Raw genomic sequence first — 20,275 nt, 5'->3', positions numbered from 1 at the left:
TTGAACTCTGTTACCCGGGGGCCGGGCGGGGTGGGATAATCGTGGGCTCTGCCGAGCTGGCATTTCACACGGCCCTCCCTATGATTCTGGTTACTGGCGGCGCGGGTTTCATCGGCGCCAACTTCGTTCTTGACTGGCTTGCTGCCTCCAGCGAGCCCGTCGTCAACCTCGATAAGCTCACCTACGCGGGCAACCTGCATAACCTGGACAGCGTGCAGGGCGACGCGCGCCATATCTTTGTGCAGGGCGATATCGGCGACACCGCGCTGGTGGCCCGCCTGCTGGCGGAGCACAAGCCGCGCGCCGTGGTCAACTTTGCGGCCGAATCGCATGTGGACCGTTCCATCCACGGCCCCGAGGATTTCATCCAGACCAATATCGTCGGGTCGTTCCGCCTGCTGGAGGCAGTGCGCGCCTACTGGAGTGCCCAGCCCGAGGGAGAACGTGCGGCGTTTCGCTTCCTGCACGTGTCCACCGACGAGGTGTACGGCTCGCTCGCCCCTACCGACCCGGCCTTCGCCGAGACCCGTGGTTTCGAGCCCAACAGTCCCTATAGCGCCAGCAAGGCCGCCAGCGACCATCTGGTGCGCGCCTGGCACCACACGTACGGCCTGCCGGTGCTCACCACCAACTGCAGCAACAACTACGGGCCCTACCACTTCCCCGAAAAGCTCATCCCGCTGATGATCGTCAACGCGCTGGCCGGCAAGAACCTGCCCGTGTACGGAGATGGCATGCAGGTGCGCGACTGGCTTTACGTGAAGGACCATTGCAGCGCCATTCGCCGCGTGCTGGATGCGGGCGTCCCTGGCGAGACCTACAACGTGGGCGGCTGGAACGAGAAGCCCAACATCGATATCGTGAACATGGTCTGCAGCCTGCTCGATGAGCTGCGCCCGCGCGCCGACGGCCAGAGCTACCGAACCCAGATCACCTACGTGAAGGACCGTCCGGGCCATGATCGCCGCTATGCCATCGATGCGCGCAAGATCGAACGCGAGCTGGGCTGGAAGCCCGCCGAGACCTTCGATACCGGCATCCGCAAGACCGTGCAGTGGTATCTGGAGAATGCCGACTGGGTGGCCGGCGTTCAGACGGGGGCTTACCGCGACTGGGTGCAGACCCAGTATGCGCAGGAGGCCTCCGCTGCGGCTGTGACGGGCGCCACTGCATGAACATCCTGCTGTTTGGCAAGGGTGGCCAGGTCGGCTGGGAGCTGCAGCGCAGCCTGTCGATACTGGGCACTGTAACGGCGTTGGACTTCGATAGCACCGAGCACTGCGGTGACTTTTCCAACCCCGCCGGCGTGGCCGAAACGGTGCGCGCCCTGCACCCCGATGTCATCGTCAATGCCGCCGCCCACACGGCCGTGGACAAAGCTGAGAGCGAAGCCGAGTTTGCCCGCACCCTCAACGCCACCACGCCCGGAGCCCTTGCGCAGGAGGCCGCGAAGCTGGGTGCTTGGCTGGTGCACTACAGCACCGACTATGTCTTCGATGGCAGTGGTAGCCGCCCCTGGGTGGAGACTGATACGCCTGCACCGTTGAGCGTTTACGGGCGTACCAAGCTCGAGGGCGAGCAGTTGATCGCGCGATCCGGCGCGAAACACCTCATCCTGCGCACCAGCTGGGTCTATGCAGCACGCGGCGGCAACTTTGCCAAGACCATGCTGCGGCTGGCGCAAGAGCGTGAACGGCTGACGGTGATCGATGACCAATGGGGAGCACCTACCGGCGCCGACCTGCTGGCGGATGTGACCGCCCACGCGCTGCGCCACCTGCAGCAGCGCCCGCAGGATGCCGGGTTGTACCACTGCGTAGCCGCTGGCGAGACCAACTGGAATGAGTACGCGAAATACGTGCTGGCGCAGGCACAGAAAGTGCAGAATGCTATCGAAATAAAAGCAAAAGAGGTGGCGCCTGTTCCCACGAGCGCATTCCCGACACCTGCCGTGCGCCCTCGCAATTCGCGCCTGAACACCGACAAGCTGCAGTCCACTTTTGGCTTGCAGATGCCCCACTGGCAGGCCGGGGTGGCGCGCATGCTCACGGAAATTCTCTGAACGGGCCCCAGACCATGACACAACGCAAAGGCATCATCCTCGCGGGAGGCTCCGGCACCCGGTTGCACCCGGCCACACTGGCTATCAGTAAACAGCTACTGCCGGTATACGACAAGCCCATGATTTATTACCCGCTGAGCACATTGATGCTTGCGGGTATCCGCGACATCCTGGTCATCAGCACGCCGCAGGACACGCCACGTTTCGAGCAACTGCTTGGCGACGGCAGCCAGTGGGGGTTGAACCTGCAGTACGCGATTCAGCCAAGCCCCGACGGTCTCGCGCAGGCGTTCTTAATCGGCGAGTCCTTTTTGGACGGGGCGCCTAGCGCGCTGGTGCTGGGTGACAACATTTTTTATGGCCACGATTTCCACGAACTGCTGGGCAATGCCCAGCAGCGCGCTGAGGGCGCCAGCGTTTTTGCTTACCATGTGCAGGACCCCGAACGTTATGGCGTAGCCGAGTTCGATGCCCAGGGCAAAGTGCTTTCTCTGGAGGAAAAACCTGCGCAGCCCAAGAGCAGTTATGCGGTGACTGGCTTGTATTTTTATGATGGACAAGTGGTGGACCTTGCCAAGAGTCTCAAACCATCGCCGCGCGGAGAGCTCGAAATCACCGATCTGAACCGGTTGTATCTGGATCAAGGGCAACTGAGTGTGGAAATCATGGGGCGTGGCTACGCATGGCTTGATACAGGAACACACGAGAGCCTTCTGGAAGCCAGTCAGTTCATTGCCACCCTGGAACATCGCCAGGGCCTGAAGATCGCGTGCCCGGAGGAAATCGCCTGGCGTTCCCAATGGATCGACAGCGCCCAACTGGAGCGGCTGGCACAGCCCTTGGCCAAAAATGGCTACGGGCAATACCTGCAGCGCCTGCTGAACGACAAAGTTTATTGATCTTCCATGCAAGCAATACGGCAAGCTATTTCAGACGTGGTGCTGATCGAACCCAAGGTGTTCGGTGACAGCCGCGGCTTTTTCTACGAGAGTTTCAACGAGAAGGCCTTTCGCGAGGCCACTGGCGTGCAGGCCGCGTTCGTGCAGGACAACCATAGCCGTAGCACCCAGGGCGTGCTGCGCGGCCTGCACTACCAACTGCCGCCCCGGGCCCAGGGCAAGCTGGTGCGGGTGGTGCGGGGCGCCGTGTTCGACGTGGCCGTGGACATCCGCAAGGACTCCCCCACGTTTGGGCAGTGGGTGGGCATATTGCTGACGGAAGACAACCACCGGCAGCTGTGGGTACCGCCCGGTCTCGCTCATGGTTTTCTGGTGTTGTCTGAATCGGCAGATTTTCTCTACAAGACCACCGACTACTACAGCCCCGAGTACGAGCGATGCATCCGCTGGGACGATCCCCAGTTGGCGATCGCCTGGCCATCCCTGGATGTAGCCATCCAGCTGTCGGCCAAGGACCAGGCGGGGCGCTGGCTGGCCGAGGCGGACCTTTGATCCCCCTGGCGGCGCATGCGCCCGATGCGCTGGTGCCTGAGGCCCCCAGGACTGCATTACGAGTAGCCTTGCTGGGCGCGCGGGGCATTCCCGCGAGCTACGGAGGCTTCGAGACCTTTGCCGAGCAGCTCGCCACCCGTCTGGCCGCGCGTGGGCACGAGGTCACGGTCTATGCAGAGTGTGGCGACCAGCCGGTTGCAGATACTGTGTATCAGGGCGTGCGGGTCCGTTCCCGGCGCCGGCCCCGTTGGGGGGCGGCTTCGGTGCTGGCCTACGACAGCGCGTGCCTGTGGGACGCGCGCCGCGGGTATGACCTGGTCTACATGCTGGGCTACGGGGCGGCGTGGGCCTGCTGGTGGCCGCGCGTCTTCGGCGTGCCGGTCTGGATCAACGTGGATGGCCTCGAGTGGGCCCGCAGCAAATGGGGCTGGGGCGCGCGCACGTATCTGCGCTGCATGGAGTGGGTTGCGTCCAAGGTGGCCACCCGCCTCATCGCGGATGCCGATGCCATAGCGCTGAGGTTCCGGCAGACGTACCCCAGTGGCGCGCCGAGCAGCTTCATTGCCTATGGCGCGGAGCTGGTCCACGCGGACCAGACAGATCCTTCGCTGTTGGCGGCTTGGGGGCTGCTGGCCCATCGCTATATGCTGGTCGTGGCGCGGCCCGAGCCGGAGAACCACATCCTGGAGATCGTGCAGGGCCACGTGCTGCATGGTGGCGACTGGCCTTTGGTGGTGGTGGGCGATGTGTCGGGTGGCACGGCCTACCAGCAGCAACTGAAGGCGATGGCCAGCGACAGGGTGCGCTTCGTGGGCGGTATTTACGACGCGGCGCAGCTCAACAGTCTGCGCGTGCATGCCGCGTGCTACCTGCACGGGCACTCGGTAGGCGGCACCAACCCATCGCTGCTGGAGGCGCTGGCCTGCGGCAACTGGGTGGTTGCGCATGACAACCCCTATAACCGCGAGGTGGCGCGCGATGCGGCCGAGTATTTCAGCACCCCGCAGCAGCTGGCCCAGAGCCTTGACCGCGTGGTGAGGGAGGGAGCGGCCTTGCAGCCCCAGCGTGCCCGGCGTGCACGTGACATCGTCGCGAAACACTACACGTGGGAGGGCATCACAGATGCCTATGAAGCCCTTATGCGTGCCGAGTGCCAGCCCCGCCGTCCTGCCGGAGCGGCCACACCGTGAGTGCCGATTCCGATGCGTCCACGCTTGCAGGGCCTAGGGGTGCCGCGCCCGTGACTTCGCTGACGTCCTCCATGGAGTCGGTGCTGGTTGATGTGCTGCTGGCCACCTACAACGGGTCCCGGTACCTCGCGCAGCAGCTCGACTCGATACTGGCCCAGACCCACACCTCGTGGCGCATCCTCGTGAGCGATGATGGGTCATCGGACGAAACCCTTGCGATCCTGCGGCGGTATGAAGCCCGGCTGGGCGAGCGGCTGGTTCTGGTGCCCAACCCCGATGCCGGGAGGGGGGTGGTCCGCAACTTCGAAAACCTCATGCAGGCCAGCCTGAACGACGGCCTTGCACGGTGGGCGGTCTTTGCCGATCAGGACGATGTCTGGCTGCCTGAAAAGATGGCCTCGCAGCTGCGCGAGATGGCGCGTATCGAAGGCGGCGACGCACACGCGGTGCCCTGCCTGGTCCATTCGGATCTCACGGTCGTAGATGAATTCCTGGCGGTGCTGTCCCCGTCCTTCGCCCGGTATCAGAGGATGGACCCTGCCGGTTGCTCGCAGCTGTCGCTGCTGAGCGTGAACCAGGTAACGGGCTGCACAATGATGGTCAACCGGGCACTGCTGGCGCAGGCCCTGCCGCTGCCCGCCGAAACCATCATGCACGACTGGTGGTGCGCCTTGATCAGTGGCAGCGGGCGCAGGTCTTTCATCGACCAACCCCTGATCCTGTACCGCCAGCATGGCGCAAACCAACTTGGCGCCAAGGACCGTGGACTGAAGACCCGGTTGCTGCGCATGCTCACCGATGGCCGCGGCGTGGTGCAGAGGGTTCGAATGCTGGGGCGTGCCACCCGGCTGCAGGCGGAGGCCTTGCGGCAGCGGCTGCACCTGCAAGGGGGCGACGAGGGCTACGTGTCAGAATATCTGTCTTGGAGATCCCGGCCTTTGTGGGCGAGGCTCGCACGCTACCGCCATTATTATTTCGGTCCCGAGCTGGACCGGCTGAGCCGCTGTTTGCTTTGGTTTTAGCAACACTCTGCCGGGTGGATATTAAAAATTCCAGTGTATCTGGTTCGCAAACGTGCAAAGGCGTTGGTAATGAAATCTTCGGCTGAAACAATCGATATGGAAAGCGTTGAAGCCGCCGCGCCTAAGCTGGGGGAAATGCTGCTGGCCGACCAGAAGCTCACCCGCAACGACCTTGACCGGGCGCTGGAGGTCCAGCGCTCCATGGGTGGGCGCCTTGGCCGGCTAATCATCAGCCTCGGGTTGGTGTCCGAGGCTGATGTGTATTCCGCCCTTTCCCGCCAGGCGGGGCTCCCTTTGGTGCGCCAGGAGGCGTTTCCCAAGGACAAGCCGACGACATCGCGTCTGAACACCAGCTTCCTGCTGGCCCACAACCTGTTGCCACTAGGCGACGCCGAGGACGAGGGCTCGCCACCCGACTTCGCGTCGGTGGATCCCCGAGACCCTCAGCTCCAGAGCGCGCTTCGGCTGGTATTCGGTGACGTACCGCGCATCGTTTTCGGACTCGAATCGGAAATATCTAGCCAGTTGAGCGAGTGGTATTTGCAGGATGCGTCGCAGGATGACGAAGGCAGTGGCGACCGGCCGGAGGCGTCGGAGTTCATCGAGCACCTGCGCGACATGGCGTCCGAGGCGCCCATCATCCAGCGAGTGAGCCATATCCTGGCGCAGGCCGTGGCAGCGCAGGCATCGGACATCCACATCGAGACTTACGAAGAAAAGTCGGTGGTGCGCATCCGCGTTGACGGGGAGATTTTTCCCATCGACGAGATCGACAACAAGGACGCGCCTGCGGTCGTGTCACGCATCAAGATTCTGTCGCAGCTGGACATCGCCGAGCGCCGTATGCCTCAGGACGGCCGCACGAAGCTGCGGGTGCACGGCAAGGAGATGGATGCACGGGTCTCCACCATTCCTACCATGTTCGGCGAATCGGTGGTTATGCGGCTGTTGGAGAAGAACTTCGATCTGCTCTCGCTGGAGAGCCTGAACTTCACGCCGCCCACGCTCAGGGCCATGCGCCAGATGCTGAGCGTGCCGCACGGCATCTTTCTGGTGACGGGTCCGACGGGGTCCGGAAAATCCACCACACTGTATGCGTCGATGCAGGAGCTGGAGGGAGAGAACCTCAAGATCCTGACCGTAGAAGACCCGGTGGAATACCGCCTCCAGTGGCTCAACCAGGTGCAGGTGCAGCCACAAATTGGCCTTACCTTCGCCAAAGTGCTGCGCTCCTTCCTGCGCCAGGATCCAGACGTCATCATGATTGGTGAAATGCGCGACGGGGAAACCGCCGAAATCGCCGTGCAGGCCGCACTGACAGGTCACCTGGTCCTCTCCACGCTGCACACCAACAGCGCCCTGGGCGCTATTGTTCGCCTCATCAACATGGGCGTGGAGCCCTACCTCATCACCGCCTCTGTCGTGGGTGTGCTGGCGCAGCGCCTGGTGCGGAAGCTGTGCGGCGAGTGCAAGGTGCCGCTGACGCCCGACCAGGCGCAAGCCGCTGCAGCCTCCCTCGGCATGGCAGCGCCCGAAGGGCAGACGCTGTACAGAGCCGTGGGGTGCTCCGCATGCCGTGGTACGGGCTATCGGGGGCGGGTGGCCATCCATGAGCTGCTGGTCCTGACCGACGAGGTCAAGAAGGTCGTGCTGGAGCGAGGCTCTTCCCTTGGCGGCGACGTTGGCGCCTACGCCGGGGGGAACTTGTTGAACGATGGAGCCACCAAGGTCTTCAAGGGTTTGACAACTGCAGAGGAAGTGTTGCGCGTCGCTCGTCAAAATGATTGATTTTCAATACGATGGTGTGATGGCAGACGGCAAGGCCTGCCAGGGGTCCATCCGCGCGCCGAATGAAGAAACTGCGAGGTTGCGCCTGATCGGCCAGGGCGTGACGCCCGTGCGCATCGCTGGCGCAGGCGGAGAGTCGTCCCAGGATGTGCCACGGGGCCGCGGCGGCGTCCGACTCAAGCGAGCCGACATCCTGCTGTTCAGCCGTGAAATGGCGCACTTGAAGCAGGCGAACATGCCGCTCGACAAGGCGCTGGCCATGCTCAAGGAGACGGCCGACACGGCCCGTTTGCAGGTCTTTATCTCCAAGGTGGAAGAAGGCGTGCGGGGCGGCAAGTCGCTCTACCAGTCCCTGCTTCCGTTCGAGAGCGACCTTGGCCGCCAGTACCTGGTGCTGATCCGTGCCGGGGAAACATCGGGCTCGCTGCACGTGGTGCTCAAGGAGCTGACGGTTCAACTGGAGGCTGACGATAAGCTACGCAATTACGTCATCTCTTCCATGACATATCCCGTCATCCTGCTAGTGGTGGCGGTGCTCTCCGTGATACTGCTGTTGGCGTTCGTCGTGCCACAGTTCCGGGAGATTTTCGACTCGATGGGCGACAAGTTGCCGTATTCGACGCGCCTCGTTGTGGACCTGAGCGACATGATCCGTTCGCACTGGATGGCTCTTCTTTCTGGCGTGACGGTGATGCTGTTTCTGGGCTCGCGCTGGACTGCGTCTGCGGACGGGCGGTTGCGTCTTGACAGCCTGCTGCTGGACATCCCCCTGTTTGGGAAGGTCCTGCGCAACCTGCAGTTCGCGGTCTACTTTCGAACCTTTGGCATCCTGTTGCAGCGCGGCGTGCCCATGGTCGACGCCCTGCGAATCGCGATAGATACGTTGACCAATACCGCTTTGCGCAAGGACATTGAGCCGCTGGTGGGATTGGTGAAGGCTGGCAAACGGCTGTCCACAGGTTTTGTTTCTCCCTATCTGGGCAAATCCAGCACGCCGCAGCTGATTCGTGTTGCTGAAGAAACCGGGCAGCTTGATATTACCTTGCTTGGCTTGGCAGACCGTTATGAAGATGAAGGTCGGCGGACCATGGGGCGCGTACTGGCGGCCATGGAACCATTGATTATCATCGTGTTGGGGGCGCTGGTGGCTTTCATTATTATTGCCATTCTGGGTGGTGTGTTATCCATCAATGACACTATTTGATATTGAATATTTGATTGTCTGAGAAAGTTCGTCATGAATATTACAAAAATTTGCAGTAATGGAAGTGCTTTGAAAATCCGTCGTTCCTCGGGGTTCACCCTGATCGAATTGTTGGTGGTGCTGGTGATCCTGACGCTGCTCGCTGGTTTGGTTGGCCCCAAGGTGCTCGACCAGCTCGGTGGTGCAAAGTCCAAGACGGCCCGGGTCCAGATTTCCGAGATCGAACAAAGCCTGGATCTCTTTAAGCTGGATGTCGGGCGCTATCCCACCGATGCGGAAGGCTTGCGGGCTTTGGTTGAGCGGCCTGCCACTGCCCAGGGGTGGACGGCACCCTATCTGAAAAAGGGACTGCCTACCGACCCCTGGGGTGCTGCCTACCTGTACAAGAACCCCGGCCGTCATGGGGGGCCAGATGTGTTTTCCCTAGGGGCGGACGGAAAGCCTGGCGGCGACGGCGAGAACGCCGATGTCTACAACTGAAGAGCATTTGCAGCACAGGATGGCTATTCAGTGACAAGCATCGCATGATGGGGCGTTTTCGGGCGCACCCTACAGGCCCCGCGAGTCAAGGGTTCACCTTGTTGGAGCTGCTGGTAGTACTGGTTGTGGCTGCTATTGCGGTGTCGGTGGTCGGGGTGGGGGGGCAATCGTTCATGGAGCGATCCCGCTATCACCAGACCGTGCGCGATGTTGCCAGCCAGCTTCAGCAGGCGCGGGCACTCAGCGTGCGGGAGGGGCGGTCTGTGGTTGTCACTTACCAGCCCGAAATTCGCAAGCTCCTGATCGATGGGCGGCTATACCTCGACATCCCCGCTGCGTTGTTGGTCCAATGGGACGCCATTGCGCGCAGTGCCGGGGTGGCGTCCGGGCCGGGTGTTCCGGTCTTTGTGTTCAATGCCGATGGCGGAGCGCAGGGAGGGCGTTTGGCGGTGTTGCGGGGAGGGCAGGGCGTGGCATTTCGGGTGAACTGGTTGCTAGGCACGGTCGAGCAAGACGCCGCCGTGGCCCCATCATGATGGGGCTGCGTCGCCTGCTGCGCTGCCTGGCCCCTCATTTCGGCAGTTGCAGACAGGCTTTCCATGGGCAGCGCCAGCAGGGTTTCAGCCTGCTGGAGGCGCTCGTCGCCATGTCCATTGCCTCCATTGCGCTTGCCAGCCTCTATCGAACGGTGGGGCAAAGCTCCAAAGGCGTGGTGGATGTCGAGTCACGGATCGAGGCGGCACTGGTGGCCCGCTCGGTGCTGGCCAGCAGCACGTTTGCCGAAGAGGCTGAGCGCCAACCAAGCGGCGTTGCAGGGGTTTGGCACTGGCATGTCCAGATGCAGGCGGAGCAGATCCCCTTGCGTGAAGAGGATGGGCGGCCCGCGCCAGGTGCACCGTTGCGTGCCGCCAAGTTCACTGTCGAAGTCACGCGTGGCAAAGACGGTCCGATGGTCATGACCTGGACCACCTGGAAGCCTTACCGGTCCGAGCCATGAGTCGTGTTCTCCAAAGCCGGTCGCACGGCTTCACTCTGCTGGAGTTACTGATTGCACTGGCTGTCACTGCGGCGGTGGTTGCTCTGATGTTTGCGGGCTTCGGCGTAATCGGCCGTTCTGAGGAGCGCAATCAGCGCGTGATGGATCGTTCCGAGCACATGCTGGTGGTCAGTCAGTGGCTTGGACGCAAATTCGATACATTGCGGCTGCTCAGCCGGCGTGATGGGAATACTTTTGTCAATTTCTTCAGTGGCAACGCTGCGGGCGTCATTTGGGTGGCGCCCTTGCCGGAGCGCGGTGATGCGGGTGGGCTTTATGTGTTTCGCATGAACCCTCTGCGCCATGACAGTGGCCGTGTCGATCTTTCCGTAGAGGCCGTTCCCTACGACGGCGCGCTCATGGCCCTAGATTGGAGCAAGGCCCTCCGTGAGACGCTGCTGCGGGATGTGCGTGCTTTGCAGTGGTACTACCAAGATGGCCGCACGGGCGAATGGGCGCAGCAGTGGGACGCGTCCAGATCGGGGTATCCCGCCAGGGTTCGGGTCGAAATCGCCGACGAACGCGGCGTCTGGCCGCCCCTGGTGTTTACTTTGGCGAGGGCCCGGTGATGGTCTGGTCGTTACGCAATGCTCGGGGAGCGGCGCTCATCATGGTGCTCTGGTTGGTGGCGGCGCTGTCGTTGGTGGTGCTGGCGGGTGCGCAAGGGGTGCGGCAACAAATCCAGCGGACAGCGCTTGATCTGGAGCGCCTGCGAGCGGAATCCGTTCTGGATGCAGCGATACAGTTGACCGCCCAGCGCCTGCTGTTGGACAGGGGCAAGGACAGTCAATACCAGATTAAGCGCTTGTCTTTGGGTCAAACCGACACATGGGTGGAGATCACTCCATCTGGGGGGCTGGTGGACGTGAACGTCGCCAGTGAGGCTCTGCTCCAGGCGCTTTTCCAAAGGGCGGGAGGACTCTCGCCGGGTGAGGCGGCTATCCTTGTCTCGCGTGTGAGGGACTACATCGACCCCGACGATACCCCCGGCGGTGTGGGGGGGGCTGAAGCGGCGCAGTACCGCGCAGCTGGTTGGCCCTCCATGCCCCGCAATGCGGCGCTGGAAGACCTGTCCGACCTGAAGTCGGTGCTGGGAATGACTGCGGGGCTCTATGAGATAATCGCGCCCCATTTGGGTACCAACGGGCAGCAACGCATCGAAATCGATTCCGCTCCCCCTGCGCTGATCGACGCCCTGACGGGCCAGCAGGGTCTTGGTGCGCGTATTCACAAATCTCCACCGGAAATGCGGGCTGGTGTGCTTCTTTCGGGAGCAGCTGCCGAGTTCTTCACGCCTGCTCGCTCATCAGGGGGGCAGACCGTGCGTTTGCGGGCATTTGCTCAGGCCGAGGGCGACCGCTGGTGGCAGCGCGAGGTGTGGATTGACCTCAGCGAACGTCCGGACGCACTGACACCTTGGACAACGCGCTCGGTTGAGCCAACACGCCGCTTTACCAAGCCGGAACAGGAATTCAAGCCATGACAAGTCAGGGGCAGCTATCTCTTCGTGTGCAAGCCACGCTTGACCGCCTTGTTTGGGGCTTTGGTGACCTTAAGCGGTTGTTGCTGGAACATGGTGCTTGGCCCGCCAGCGCGAGCGTTGTTGTAGCACCCGACGGGGAGTGTTGGTCGGTGCTCGGAGGGCGCTTGCGCAAGCTTCGCGGCAGCCGTAAGGCTGTGGGGTTGTTAGTGCCCGAATCTGAATGCCTCTGGGGCACGGTGCAACTTCCCACGATGCCACGCAAAGCTTTGAGCGACGCTGTGGATGAGGCGCTCTGGCGTGTATCCCCTCTCCCGCCGGACCAGATTGTCGCTGCTTGGAAGGCCGAGCCGAATAACAATGGGGGTTGGTCCGTTCAGTGGGGAGTGTGCAGGCGCAGCGAGCGCGACCAACTGCTGACCAAGTACCGACTGGGCGAAGGCGCCCCAATGTTTCTGGTGCGTCAGGGGTGCGCTGTACCGGTGCGCAATGTGGCTTGGCGGAAGCAGAGCGGCCGCCAGCGGTGGATGGATGGTGGCGCCTGGGTGCTGCTCTTGCTGCTGCTGGTGGCGCTATCCCTTTCTGCAGTGATGCCTCTGGTGTTGAAGCGCCAGGCGGTGGTGAGGGCGGTCGAGCATGTCAACATGCTGGTGCCCAAGGCAGCGCCCCTTCGCCAGAAGATGGATGAGCTACGCCGCCAGGCCGACATTGCCGAGGAGTTGCGTAAGAGCGTTGGCACGGATTTGCCGCTCGCCAGTGTGGTCGACGTCCTTTCGGCGGCCTTGCCGGCGGATGCCTGGCTCGATCGTATTGAAATCAATGGCTCCGAGATCCGCATCACGGGTTTGACGTCCAATGCGCCTGAGCTCATTGGGCAGTTGGGGCGCCATGCCTCGCTGGCTGACGTGCGTGCCACGGGAGCCAATGTGCGTGATGGCCAGTCGAACAAGGAGCGTTTCACCTTCGAGATGCGCTGGCGCGGCGAAGGAGCAAAGCCATGAAACCGATGAATCCGTGGTTGCGCCACTCGGTGGTCGTTGTGATGTTGTTGTTCTTTGGCGGACTTGTTTGTGCTGCGTTGGTGTACCAGGCTATGTGGACACGCTATGACAACGCATTGCAACAGCTGGAACCTCGCAGTGAGAGGCTGGAGGGCGTGGTGAACGCGGGAGCAGACATAGAAACCCTGCTAAGCACAGCAAGCGGCACAGTGGCTCCATGGCTTCATCCCGCGGGAGAGACCGCACAGAACGATGTGCAGCAGAAGTTGCGCCAGATGATCGTGGCCTCAGGCAGTACCCTGGTGTCCTCCCAGATTGCCCTGGAGCCGGGTGTGGACGGTAAGCTGGCGCGCATACGCCTCACGGCCACAGTTACGGGTGACTGGTCCAAGCTAGTAGTTTTCATGGAGAGCCTGCAAATGCACCGTCCGCCGTTTTGGGTGCGCACGGCTAGCATCACTCGCGAAGGCGGCAGCTCGGGCGCTGGGCCGCAAGCTGGGCGTCTGGCCTTGCAGTTGGAGGCGCCCCTTGCGCCAGAAAAGGCCACCCCATGATGCTCAAGCCTTGGTATCTTGGCCCTGTCCTGACCGCTGTTGCCCTGGTTGCCAGCGCCTATTGGTGGCAGGCCGAAAAAGACCGCTGGGCACCTCCGGAGGCGCGTCGGCCCGACCTGCCCAAGGTGGAGCCCATCCCGCAGACTGCTTCTATGCGTGCCAGGCAGGCGTTGGAGCGCCCGGTGTTCTGGGTGTCGCGTCGACCTCTGGATGTGGACGACAAGAAGGGCAGTGTGGCGCGTGAGTTGACCCAGTCGCGGCTGACGGCGGTGCTGGAGTCGGGCGGGGAGCGTGTGGCCATTTTGCAGCGTGCGGATGGCAGCACCCTCAAGATCACGGCGGTTACGCAGCCCTGGCGCATTGTGTCGTTTGACGGCCGCAAGGCTGTTTTTGCCTCGGCGGACGAGGGGCAGGTGGAGCGGCCACTGGAGGCGGGAAGCCTGGCAGCAGCGCCCGTAAAACTGGGCCCCGTGGCTGATCGTGCGCGCAACCCTGCGGCAAGCCAGTAGATCAGCCACCGTAGTGCCCCCCAACATTGTGGAGTTACATCTTATGAACATTCGGCCTTCCATTCTTTTGCTGGCGTTGCTAGCCGCAGGCTGTGCCAACACACAGAATGGTCCCGCTTCAGGTGCGGCACCCCTGCACGTGCCTTCTTCAGCGGTGCAGGATGCTGCAACAACTGGCATGGCCCCAGCCGGCAAGGGCGAAGCGCCAGCGCCGGTGTCCGCTGTGGCCGAAACCCAGCCCGCGACTGCCATAGGGGCGCCAAAAGAGCCTGATACCAAACGGAAAGAAACAGGCTCCAGGTTGTTCCCTGGAGACGACGGGCTCTTCAAGCGCAGCATTGCGCCACGCGTGGACCCCGTTTTGGCTCAGGGCGACAAGGTCGCCTTGAACTTCGAGAATGTTACTGTGGCCAATCTGGCTACAGCATTGCTGGGCGATCTGCTCAAGCTCAACTACACCATTGACGCTGGTGGTGACGCGGTGGTGAGCTTGCACACTCGCCAGCCGCTGCTGCGCAGCCAGGTGCTTGATGTGCTGGACGCAGTCCTCTTGCCCCACGATCTGGCTATCGTCCGTGATAACGCAGGTGTGTATCACGTCACCAAGCGCACGGTCACCCTGGGTGCGCGGCCGGTAGTCGGCGCTTCCAATTTAAAGGATCTGTCGGGCTCGGGCACGGTCATTGTGCCGCTGAATCACATCGCGGCCGCCGAAATGGCCAAGATCCTGGCTCCCATCTCTCCGAAGGAAGCCATCGTCTACGTGGACAGCATGCGCAACCTGCTCGTGCTGCAGGGCAGCAAGGCCCAATTGGGCGGATGGCTGGAGATGGTGGAAGCCTTTGACGTGGACTTCCTCTCCGGCATGTCGCTGGGGGTGTTCGTACTGGAAAACGCCAACGTCAATGTCGTGCGTGACGCATTGCAGGCCATGCTGGGATCGGATAAATCCGCTGACCCCTATGGCGGCGCCAGCCCTGCAGCGCCCGCGGGCGCGGCCCCTGGTGCCAGCGGTAGCGCTGCGGCGGGTGCTGCATCGGCGCAGGCGACCGGCCCTCTGGGCGGGCTCATCCGTGTATTTCCGGTTGAACGGCTCAACGCCCTGGTGGTGGTCACCCCCCGCGCTCACCTGCTGACCCAGGTCGAAACCTGGGTGCGGCGTCTAGACCGCCCCACCGACACGCTGGAGGCCAGCCTGTTTGTCTACCCCGTGCAAAACGGCTCGGCCTTGCAACTGGCAGAAATGCTCAACGGTCTGTTTGGCGGTCAGTCCTCGCAGGCCAAGTCGGGCGGCGGCGTAGCGGGCGGCTCCGCTCCGACGCAATTCACCCAGGGTGCGGGCGCGGGTAGCGGCGGTTTTGGCTCTGGCAGCACAGGCAGCACCAACCCCTTTGGGGGCGGCAGCGTAGGGGGGGGCTCCAGCACCGGTACGGGCTCTGCGGGTGGCTCAAGCTTCCAGGCCATGGCAAACAACATTAACAAGGCCTCGCCCAACAACACCTCGCTCACGTCCGCCAGCCAGCTGGACGGCAATGTGCGTGTGGTGGCCGATGAAAAGCGCAATGCCCTGCTCATCCGAGCCCCGCGCACCGAGTACCGCCGCATCGAGCAGGCGCTGCGCGAGCTGGACAAGGCGCCGTCCCAGGTGCTGATCGAAGCCAGCATTGTGGAAGTCAGCCTCACGGGCAACCTCCAATATGGGGTGGAATGGTTTGTACAAAACAGCCTCTCGGGCGGCCGGGAGGGGCAGGCGCTGCTAAACCTCAACAAAACGGGGGACATTGGACCCAAGCAGCCCGGCTTCTCCTACACCATTCTCAACAAGGCGGGGGTCGTGCGCGCCACGCTCAATGCCCTGGCCGAAAAATCCCAGGTGCGCCTGCTGTCCAGCCCCTCGGTGCTGGTGTTGAACAACCACAACGCCACCATCCAGGTGGGTCAACAACAGCCTATCAAGAGCTCCACTTCAGTCACCACTGGCAATCTGGTGACTGAATCCATTGTCTACAAAGACACGGGCGTGATGCTGTCCGTCACGCCCTCGGTCAATGCGGGAGGCTTGATCACCCTGGACATTTCACAGCAGGTGACCGATGTGGGCGACCTGGATACCGCCACGGGCCAGCGGGCGTTCCTCACGCGCCAGATCCAGACCCGAGTGGCCGTGCGCTCCGGCGAGCCCATCGTGTTAGGGGGCTTGATCCGTGAAAACGACACCACCGGCCGTAGTGGGGTGCCCCTGCTCTCCAGCATCCCAGTGGTGGGTGCCCTGTTTGGCAACACCACCAACAACAACAACCGCACCGAACTGCTGGTGTTGATGACGCCCCGCGCGCTAGAAGACGATGATGCTCTGCGCAGCGCCAGCGCCGAGATGCGTCAGCGCATGCGCAGCATGTCCTTGCAGTCGGCGCCGTCCCTGGACCGTGGGGTACCCGTGCCCGCGGCACTGCCAGCGCAAACCCCCCTGCAACGCTGAGCCCAGCGCTGCAGCGACCACAATCTAGTAGATAGCCACTACGTACAGGGGGCGAGTGCTTTGTTTGCCCCAATTTTCTAGGAGAATATGCATGAAATTGCCTATGTTTCAACGCCGTCGCGTGCTGAGCTACTTGGCAGCGCCTGCCATTGCAGTTCTGGCGGCCGGGCTGGTGGGTTGCGCCAGCGGCCCGTCGCCCGCCAAAGACCGCGAGGTTCTGTTGCAGCGAGCCCAGGAGTTCTGGAAGTCGGTGCAAGACAACGACTCAATCACCTCTTGGAAGTTTGAAGAGGTGTCTAAGAAGCCCGGCTGGACTCTGCAGGCTTACCTTAAGCGTGAAGGCATTCTTTATGAAACCGTGCAGGTGCAGGACGTGCACTCGCTGGAAGGCGATCGAGCCATTGTCAACGTCAAGGTCACCTACTCGGTGCCGCTGCTGCGCCTGAACAGCCAGGAGGTGGTTTTGAAAGATGAATGGGTGCGGCTAGATGGGCTGTGGTATCACGCGGACCGCAAGAGCCTGCTTTAAGGTTCTCCAGTCATGGTATTTCATGTTGGTTTGGTGCAACAAAACAAGGGTGAACGAAATGAAAGTGATGCAAGGATTGAAAACGGAGTGTTCACGGGCTAAGATACCTGCAGCCCAAACGGTTTGACGGATGGGTTGCACAGCCCGCAAGGGTGGGAAGCTTCCTTCTTTTTTCTAAGGACATTTAAGATGAAAAAATTTGCTCTGGCAGCCGTTGCGGCAGCTGCGCTGACGGGTGGTGTGGCTCAGGCTTATACCGTTGGTTCGTTCTCTAACGGTTTCGTGGTTCCTAACGTGATCCACAACGGTGCTGCTAACACGACCGCTGTTGGTATCGTGAACCAGTCCACTGGTACGATCCCAGTGTTTTGGACGTTCTTTGACCAGAATTCCAACCACGGCGTGGACGGCTGCTTTGGTATGACCGCCAAGCAATACACCGGTTTCAACTGGGCTGCGGTTTCCGGCGTTGGCATGGAAAACAAGCGTGGTTACTTGGTGTTTGCTGTGGGTATTCCTGCTGGCGGTGCTACCGCTGCTAACGTTTGCACGGGCGCAACCCAAACCTTGGCTCCTGTGGCTGCTACCGCTCAAATCGCTGGCAACGCGTTCTACGTGGACGTGGCTGGCAAGAGCGTGGCCTACACGCCCGTGATCGATGGTCCTCTGGTGTTGGCTGGCGGTACTAACCTGACCACGATGGGTCCCTTCAGCCTGCAGCGCGTGGCTGGTGCTGCTGCCGTGCTGGGTGGTGCTGGTGGTGCTGCGATTACTTCGCCTGAACCCGCTCTCATTCCTGCTGCTGCTGGCGTGAATGTCAATGCGTTTGGTCGCGCTAACACGACGCAACTGTCGCTGCGTTACTTCATCGATGGCGCAGCTGGTGGTAACGACACCCGCATCACCGTGTGGTCCACTGGTAACCACAAGGGTACCCACACTGTCAACATCTATGACAACGCCCAAAACCGTCAGTCTGTGAACTTCGTTCTGGCTGAAAACGAACTGTCGTGGTTTGACCCAGAATCCATCTCTGGCCGCCCTGCTGCGTTCACCGATGGTTTCATCGAGTGGAACCCATCCGTTCTGCCTTCGGATGCGCCTGTAGCTACCGCTTCGGTTGAAGGTCCTATCGCCGCTATCGGTGGTGACGTGGTTGCTTACTCCACGATCATTGCTCCCGCCTTTGGCGCTGTGCAAACCCTGCTGGGCGCACACCGTTAATGCATGAGGATGCGGCTTGTCCGCATCTTTACGCATAACTAAGGGTGGTGTGATGCCACCCCTAAAACAAATAGCGCCTTTGGGCGCTATTTGTTTTGGTGTGTCAAAAATAGGAATTCTAGAATGACATTTGGACGTCCTTTTCAGGTGGCTGCAGTGGTTGCCACCTCGTTGTTGCTCGCGGCTTGCCAGGCCCCCACTGGTTTGTCCCAAGGGAGGCAGCTTGGCGTTGGCTCTGACAAGGCTCGGCCGCAAGTGCAGCAGTCGGCGGCGCGTACGGGAATTGACGTGCCATTGGCTTGGGGGGGGCAGTTGCGCTGTGGCAAGGAGGGCTGCCGGCTGGTAGCTGTGGAGCATGAAAAGAGCACGGTAGTGCTTTACGAGGTGCAAGGGCGCCAAGCGCGCCTTCTGGATAGGCAGCCCGTCGCCTATCACCCGGACGGGGCAATCTGGCTTGCCGATGATTTGGTGGTTGCCGCAGTGGAGGGCAGTTTCAGTCTGGATGTGTTCCGGGTCGTGCAGGGGCGTTTGCAGCTGCTCCAGCAGATACCTATTGGGATATCGCCACGGGATGTGGTGTTGGTGCAAGGGTCCGAAGGGCGTTTCCGCCTGCTGGCCACGCCCTATAGCGGCAAGGAGGTGGTTTGGGTGGATTACGCGCCCGACCAACCCGACGCCACGCGGGTGCAACGCGCACTTTGGTGCGAGGCGCCGTGGCACCCGGTTCGTGTGCATCGTGCTCCCGGTGCTCCTTATGGGGGGGTGGTGACAGCGTGCCTGGATGAGAAGCGGGTGGTGTTTGTGCCGGAAGGGGATCTTCTTGGGGTGGCGCGCAACTTGGTGGCAGTGCCGGGGGAGGTGCGTATCGTCCCGCGGCAGACCCGCCCATCCCCCTCAGGCCGCTGGCTGTATGTAGCTTTGGAAACGGGTGGCCGCAACCTGCGCTTTGACATGGACAGCGGGGAACTTCAGTGGATTGCCGCGCCTCTTTTGGGGACCGTGAGTGTGTTGCCGTTGGCTGACGACCTGGTGATTTGGGCTGCGGATTCGCGCTTGTACTTCCAGCGTCTGGCGGGTGACGGCGCTGTGCTGGAGACACGCTGGTTGCCAGTGGACGGTTTTGCCACGGGTTTGCAGTTGGTGGATGCAGATGTGGACGGAGTGCAGGATCTGGTGGTCTACAACTCTGCTGCTCTGCCCAAAAAAATGGGTGTCGAAATTATTTATGGGCCTCTGTGGGAGCAGGCGCAACCCAACATGCCTTGAACAGGATTAAAAGAAATGAGAGTGAAAATTCGAAATATTGTCTTCGCTTTGGTGGGAATGACGTTGATATCGGCGTGGGCTCAGTCTTCAGCCTTGATGGACAAACCCCTGGCTCGCTTGGCGAATGGCGAAGTGGTGAGCGGACAGGATCTGTCAGATTACCTGGGGCGTCGTATCGACCTTCGCCAGATTGCGCGCAACGCCTGGGGGGTAGAGGGTACGGTGCAGGAAATGGTCATGACCCGTGTGCTTGTGCTGGAGGGTGAACGCCTGAAGCTCCCACGCAAGCTGGCAGACGGTGTACTTCAGCGTTTTGATGATGTGTACGGGCTGTCGGTCTATAAAAATCAGGCACCTGCGTGCGAACCCCCCGCCAGTGAACAGGAGGCGCGTCAGTACTACGACGCCCATCCGGAAGCTTTTGTGTTGCCGCCACAGGCGCGCGTCGAACGTATCATTCTTCCAGCTGCGACCGAAATCGGCGGTGGCTCTGCCATGGCTTGGTTGCAGGATCAAGCCCGAGCTGTGGCTCAGGGGCAGAGGAAGTTTGCCCTTGTGGCCATGCGTGCGCAAGGGGAGTATTCGCTGGATACTCAGGGTGACTTGGGTTGGTTAACGCTGGATGGTGATCACACTCTCATGCGCGCTCTGCAGACGGTGAAGGCGGGTGAGATGTTGGGGCCGGTGCAGGAGGGCGATTACGTGTACCTGTTCTCAGTGCTGCAGAAGCGCGAGGCTCGCCAACTGTCGTGGGATGAGTCAAAGTCCTTCGCCGTTAGCCGTGCCGCGAGTCATTGTCGTCAGGAGGCGCAAATCAGGATCCGCACTGATCTGTTCAAGCGTTATGGGGTGGAAATTGACCGCGCAGCTATCCGTGAATTTACGACCGGGGCCAACAGCATTGCCGCGGATAAGGCGGACGGCAAACCAGACGACAAGGTTGATGCGAAACCGCAGCAATAGCTGCCAGGCTGCGTCGGGTAGGTCCCTTTAGGCGCTT

Annotated in this window: 21 protein-coding genes; all 21 read left to right on the top strand. The window is 61.7% G+C overall.

Translation table 11 applies throughout. From position 1 onward, the window contains the following. The first annotated feature begins 80 nt into the window (after nt 1–80). On the top strand, nt 81–1,175 hold the full coding sequence (gene rfbB, locus ISS20_RS04365; RefSeq protein ID WP_291434046.1) for a dTDP-glucose 4,6-dehydratase: 1,095 nt from the start codon (nt 81–83) through the stop codon (nt 1,173–1,175). Next, nucleotides 1,172–2,062, top strand: coding sequence for a dTDP-4-dehydrorhamnose reductase (gene rfbD / locus ISS20_RS04360; protein WP_291434044.1), 891 nt, complete (start codon nt 1,172–1,174; stop codon nt 2,060–2,062). Before rfbB ends, rfbD begins: the two co-directional genes overlap by 4 nt. Nucleotides 2,063–2,076: 14 nt before the next feature. Further along, entirely contained in the window at nt 2,077–2,961 is an 885-nt protein-coding gene (gene rfbA / locus ISS20_RS04355; RefSeq protein WP_291434042.1) for a glucose-1-phosphate thymidylyltransferase RfbA, read from the top strand. 6 nt (nt 2,962–2,967) lie between these two features. Next, on the top strand, nt 2,968–3,513 hold the full coding sequence (gene rfbC, locus ISS20_RS04350) for a dTDP-4-dehydrorhamnose 3,5-epimerase (protein WP_291434040.1): 546 nt from the start codon (nt 2,968–2,970) through the stop codon (nt 3,511–3,513). Next, nucleotides 3,510–4,703 (top strand): DUF1972 domain-containing protein, encoded by a 1,194-nt coding sequence (locus ISS20_RS04345; RefSeq protein WP_291434038.1) that lies wholly within the window; start codon nt 3,510–3,512, stop codon nt 4,701–4,703. The genes rfbC and ISS20_RS04345 overlap by 4 nt, the downstream gene beginning before the upstream one ends. A 71-nt stretch (nt 4,704–4,774) precedes the next feature. After that, the gene (locus ISS20_RS04340; protein ID WP_291434036.1) at nt 4,775–5,725 is read left to right on the top strand and encodes a glycosyltransferase family 2 protein; all 951 of its coding nucleotides are present in this window, start codon (nt 4,775–4,777) and stop codon (nt 5,723–5,725) included. Between the two features lie 69 nt (nt 5,726–5,794). Further along, nucleotides 5,795–7,513, top strand: a complete 1,719-nt coding sequence (locus ISS20_RS04335; RefSeq protein WP_291434034.1) for an ATPase, T2SS/T4P/T4SS family — start codon at nt 5,795–5,797, stop codon at nt 7,511–7,513. Beyond that, a complete protein-coding gene (locus ISS20_RS04330) occupies nt 7,506–8,717 on the top strand; it encodes a type II secretion system F family protein (RefSeq protein ID WP_291434032.1) in 1,212 nt (403 codons plus the stop codon). The genes ISS20_RS04335 and ISS20_RS04330 overlap by 8 nt, the downstream gene beginning before the upstream one ends. A gap of 33 nt (nt 8,718–8,750) precedes the next feature. Beyond that, complete coding sequence (gene gspG, locus ISS20_RS04325; RefSeq protein WP_291434031.1) at nt 8,751–9,197, top strand: type II secretion system major pseudopilin GspG; 447 nt, start codon at nt 8,751–8,753, stop codon at nt 9,195–9,197. A gap of 44 nt (nt 9,198–9,241) precedes the next feature. Further along, the gene (locus ISS20_RS04320; RefSeq protein ID WP_366827608.1) at nt 9,242–9,733 is read left to right on the top strand and encodes a GspH/FimT family protein; all 492 of its coding nucleotides are present in this window, start codon (nt 9,242–9,244) and stop codon (nt 9,731–9,733) included. Then, entirely contained in the window at nt 9,733–10,194 is a 462-nt protein-coding gene (locus ISS20_RS04315) for a prepilin-type N-terminal cleavage/methylation domain-containing protein (protein WP_291434030.1), read from the top strand. Before ISS20_RS04320 ends, ISS20_RS04315 begins: the two co-directional genes overlap by 1 nt. Continuing rightward, nucleotides 10,191–10,802 carry a prepilin-type N-terminal cleavage/methylation domain-containing protein gene (locus ISS20_RS04310; RefSeq protein WP_291434029.1) on the top strand — a complete coding sequence of 204 codons (612 nt, stop codon included), beginning with the start codon at nt 10,191–10,193 and terminating at the stop codon, nt 10,800–10,802. The genes ISS20_RS04315 and ISS20_RS04310 overlap by 4 nt, the downstream gene beginning before the upstream one ends. Further along, nucleotides 10,802–11,716, top strand: coding sequence for a type II secretion system protein GspK (locus ISS20_RS04305; protein ID WP_291434028.1), 915 nt, complete (start codon nt 10,802–10,804; stop codon nt 11,714–11,716). Before ISS20_RS04310 ends, ISS20_RS04305 begins: the two co-directional genes overlap by 1 nt. Beyond that, nucleotides 11,713–12,714, top strand: coding sequence for a PilN domain-containing protein (locus tag ISS20_RS04300; RefSeq protein ID WP_291434027.1), 1,002 nt, complete (start codon nt 11,713–11,715; stop codon nt 12,712–12,714). The genes ISS20_RS04305 and ISS20_RS04300 overlap by 4 nt, the downstream gene beginning before the upstream one ends. Continuing rightward, nucleotides 12,711–13,268, top strand: coding sequence for a type II secretion system protein GspM (gene gspM / locus ISS20_RS04295; protein WP_291434025.1), 558 nt, complete (start codon nt 12,711–12,713; stop codon nt 13,266–13,268). The genes ISS20_RS04300 and gspM overlap by 4 nt, the downstream gene beginning before the upstream one ends. Beyond that, a complete protein-coding gene (locus ISS20_RS04290; RefSeq protein ID WP_291434023.1) occupies nt 13,265–13,777 on the top strand; it encodes a hypothetical protein in 513 nt (170 codons plus the stop codon). The genes gspM and ISS20_RS04290 overlap by 4 nt, the downstream gene beginning before the upstream one ends. 349 nt (nt 13,778–14,126) lie before the next feature. After that, the gene (gene gspD, locus ISS20_RS04285; RefSeq protein ID WP_291434021.1) at nt 14,127–16,256 is read left to right on the top strand and encodes a type II secretion system secretin GspD; all 2,130 of its coding nucleotides are present in this window, start codon (nt 14,127–14,129) and stop codon (nt 16,254–16,256) included. Nucleotides 16,257–16,347: 91 nt separating this feature from the next. After that, nucleotides 16,348–16,785 carry a hypothetical protein gene (locus ISS20_RS04280; protein WP_291434019.1) on the top strand — a complete coding sequence of 146 codons (438 nt, stop codon included), beginning with the start codon at nt 16,348–16,350 and terminating at the stop codon, nt 16,783–16,785. Nucleotides 16,786–16,974: 189 nt separating this feature from the next. After that, on the top strand, nt 16,975–18,009 hold the full coding sequence (locus ISS20_RS04275) for a hypothetical protein (RefSeq protein ID WP_291434017.1): 1,035 nt from the start codon (nt 16,975–16,977) through the stop codon (nt 18,007–18,009). A 156-nt stretch (nt 18,010–18,165) separates the two neighbouring features. Then, nucleotides 18,166–19,275: a hypothetical protein gene (locus ISS20_RS04270; RefSeq protein ID WP_291434015.1), complete on the top strand. Its 1,110-nt coding sequence runs from the start codon at nt 18,166–18,168 to the stop codon at nt 19,273–19,275. A 15-nt stretch (nt 19,276–19,290) separates the two neighbouring features. Continuing rightward, nucleotides 19,291–20,238, top strand: a complete 948-nt coding sequence (locus tag ISS20_RS04265; RefSeq protein ID WP_291434013.1) for a peptidylprolyl isomerase — start codon at nt 19,291–19,293, stop codon at nt 20,236–20,238. The last annotated feature ends 37 nt before the right edge of the window (nt 20,239–20,275 follow it).

Source organism: Acidovorax sp. (genome assembly GCF_016783915.1).
In the GTDB taxonomy this organism is placed as follows: Bacteria; Pseudomonadota; Gammaproteobacteria; order Burkholderiales; family Burkholderiaceae_C; genus Acidovorax.
Note: the sequence above shows the minus strand (reverse complement) of the source record. Positions and strands in the feature narration are given on the sequence as shown.

What these genes read in the sequence shown, in the direction of transcription:
- gspM (WP_291434025.1), top strand. Translation starts at nt 12,711, where the DNA reads ATGAAACCGATGAATCCGTGGTTGCGCCACTCGGTGGTCGTTGTGATG.
- rfbC (WP_291434040.1), top strand. Translation starts at nt 2,968, where the DNA reads ATGCAAGCAATACGGCAAGCTATTTCAGACGTGGTGCTGATCGAACCC.
- ISS20_RS04265 (WP_291434013.1), top strand. Translation starts at nt 19,291, where the DNA reads ATGAGAGTGAAAATTCGAAATATTGTCTTCGCTTTGGTGGGAATGACG.
- ISS20_RS04290 (WP_291434023.1), top strand. Translation starts at nt 13,265, where the DNA reads ATGATGCTCAAGCCTTGGTATCTTGGCCCTGTCCTGACCGCTGTTGCC.
- ISS20_RS04305 (WP_291434028.1), top strand. Translation starts at nt 10,802, where the DNA reads ATGGTCTGGTCGTTACGCAATGCTCGGGGAGCGGCGCTCATCATGGTG.
- ISS20_RS04275 (WP_291434017.1), top strand. Translation starts at nt 16,975, where the DNA reads ATGAAAAAATTTGCTCTGGCAGCCGTTGCGGCAGCTGCGCTGACGGGT.
- rfbA (WP_291434042.1), top strand. Translation starts at nt 2,077, where the DNA reads ATGACACAACGCAAAGGCATCATCCTCGCGGGAGGCTCCGGCACCCGG.
- ISS20_RS04280 (WP_291434019.1), top strand. Translation starts at nt 16,348, where the DNA reads ATGAAATTGCCTATGTTTCAACGCCGTCGCGTGCTGAGCTACTTGGCA.
- ISS20_RS04330 (WP_291434032.1), top strand. Translation starts at nt 7,506, where the DNA reads ATGATTGATTTTCAATACGATGGTGTGATGGCAGACGGCAAGGCCTGC.
- rfbD (WP_291434044.1), top strand. Translation starts at nt 1,172, where the DNA reads ATGAACATCCTGCTGTTTGGCAAGGGTGGCCAGGTCGGCTGGGAGCTG.
- ISS20_RS04310 (WP_291434029.1), top strand. Translation starts at nt 10,191, where the DNA reads ATGAGTCGTGTTCTCCAAAGCCGGTCGCACGGCTTCACTCTGCTGGAG.
- rfbB (WP_291434046.1), top strand. Translation starts at nt 81, where the DNA reads ATGATTCTGGTTACTGGCGGCGCGGGTTTCATCGGCGCCAACTTCGTT.
- ISS20_RS04300 (WP_291434027.1), top strand. Translation starts at nt 11,713, where the DNA reads ATGACAAGTCAGGGGCAGCTATCTCTTCGTGTGCAAGCCACGCTTGAC.
- ISS20_RS04315 (WP_291434030.1), top strand. Translation starts at nt 9,733, where the DNA reads ATGGGGCTGCGTCGCCTGCTGCGCTGCCTGGCCCCTCATTTCGGCAGT.
- ISS20_RS04340 (WP_291434036.1), top strand. Translation starts at nt 4,775, where the DNA reads ATGGAGTCGGTGCTGGTTGATGTGCTGCTGGCCACCTACAACGGGTCC.
- ISS20_RS04335 (WP_291434034.1), top strand. Translation starts at nt 5,795, where the DNA reads ATGAAATCTTCGGCTGAAACAATCGATATGGAAAGCGTTGAAGCCGCC.
- gspG (WP_291434031.1), top strand. Translation starts at nt 8,751, where the DNA reads ATGAATATTACAAAAATTTGCAGTAATGGAAGTGCTTTGAAAATCCGT.
- ISS20_RS04320 (WP_366827608.1), top strand. Translation starts at nt 9,242, where the DNA reads ATGATGGGGCGTTTTCGGGCGCACCCTACAGGCCCCGCGAGTCAAGGG.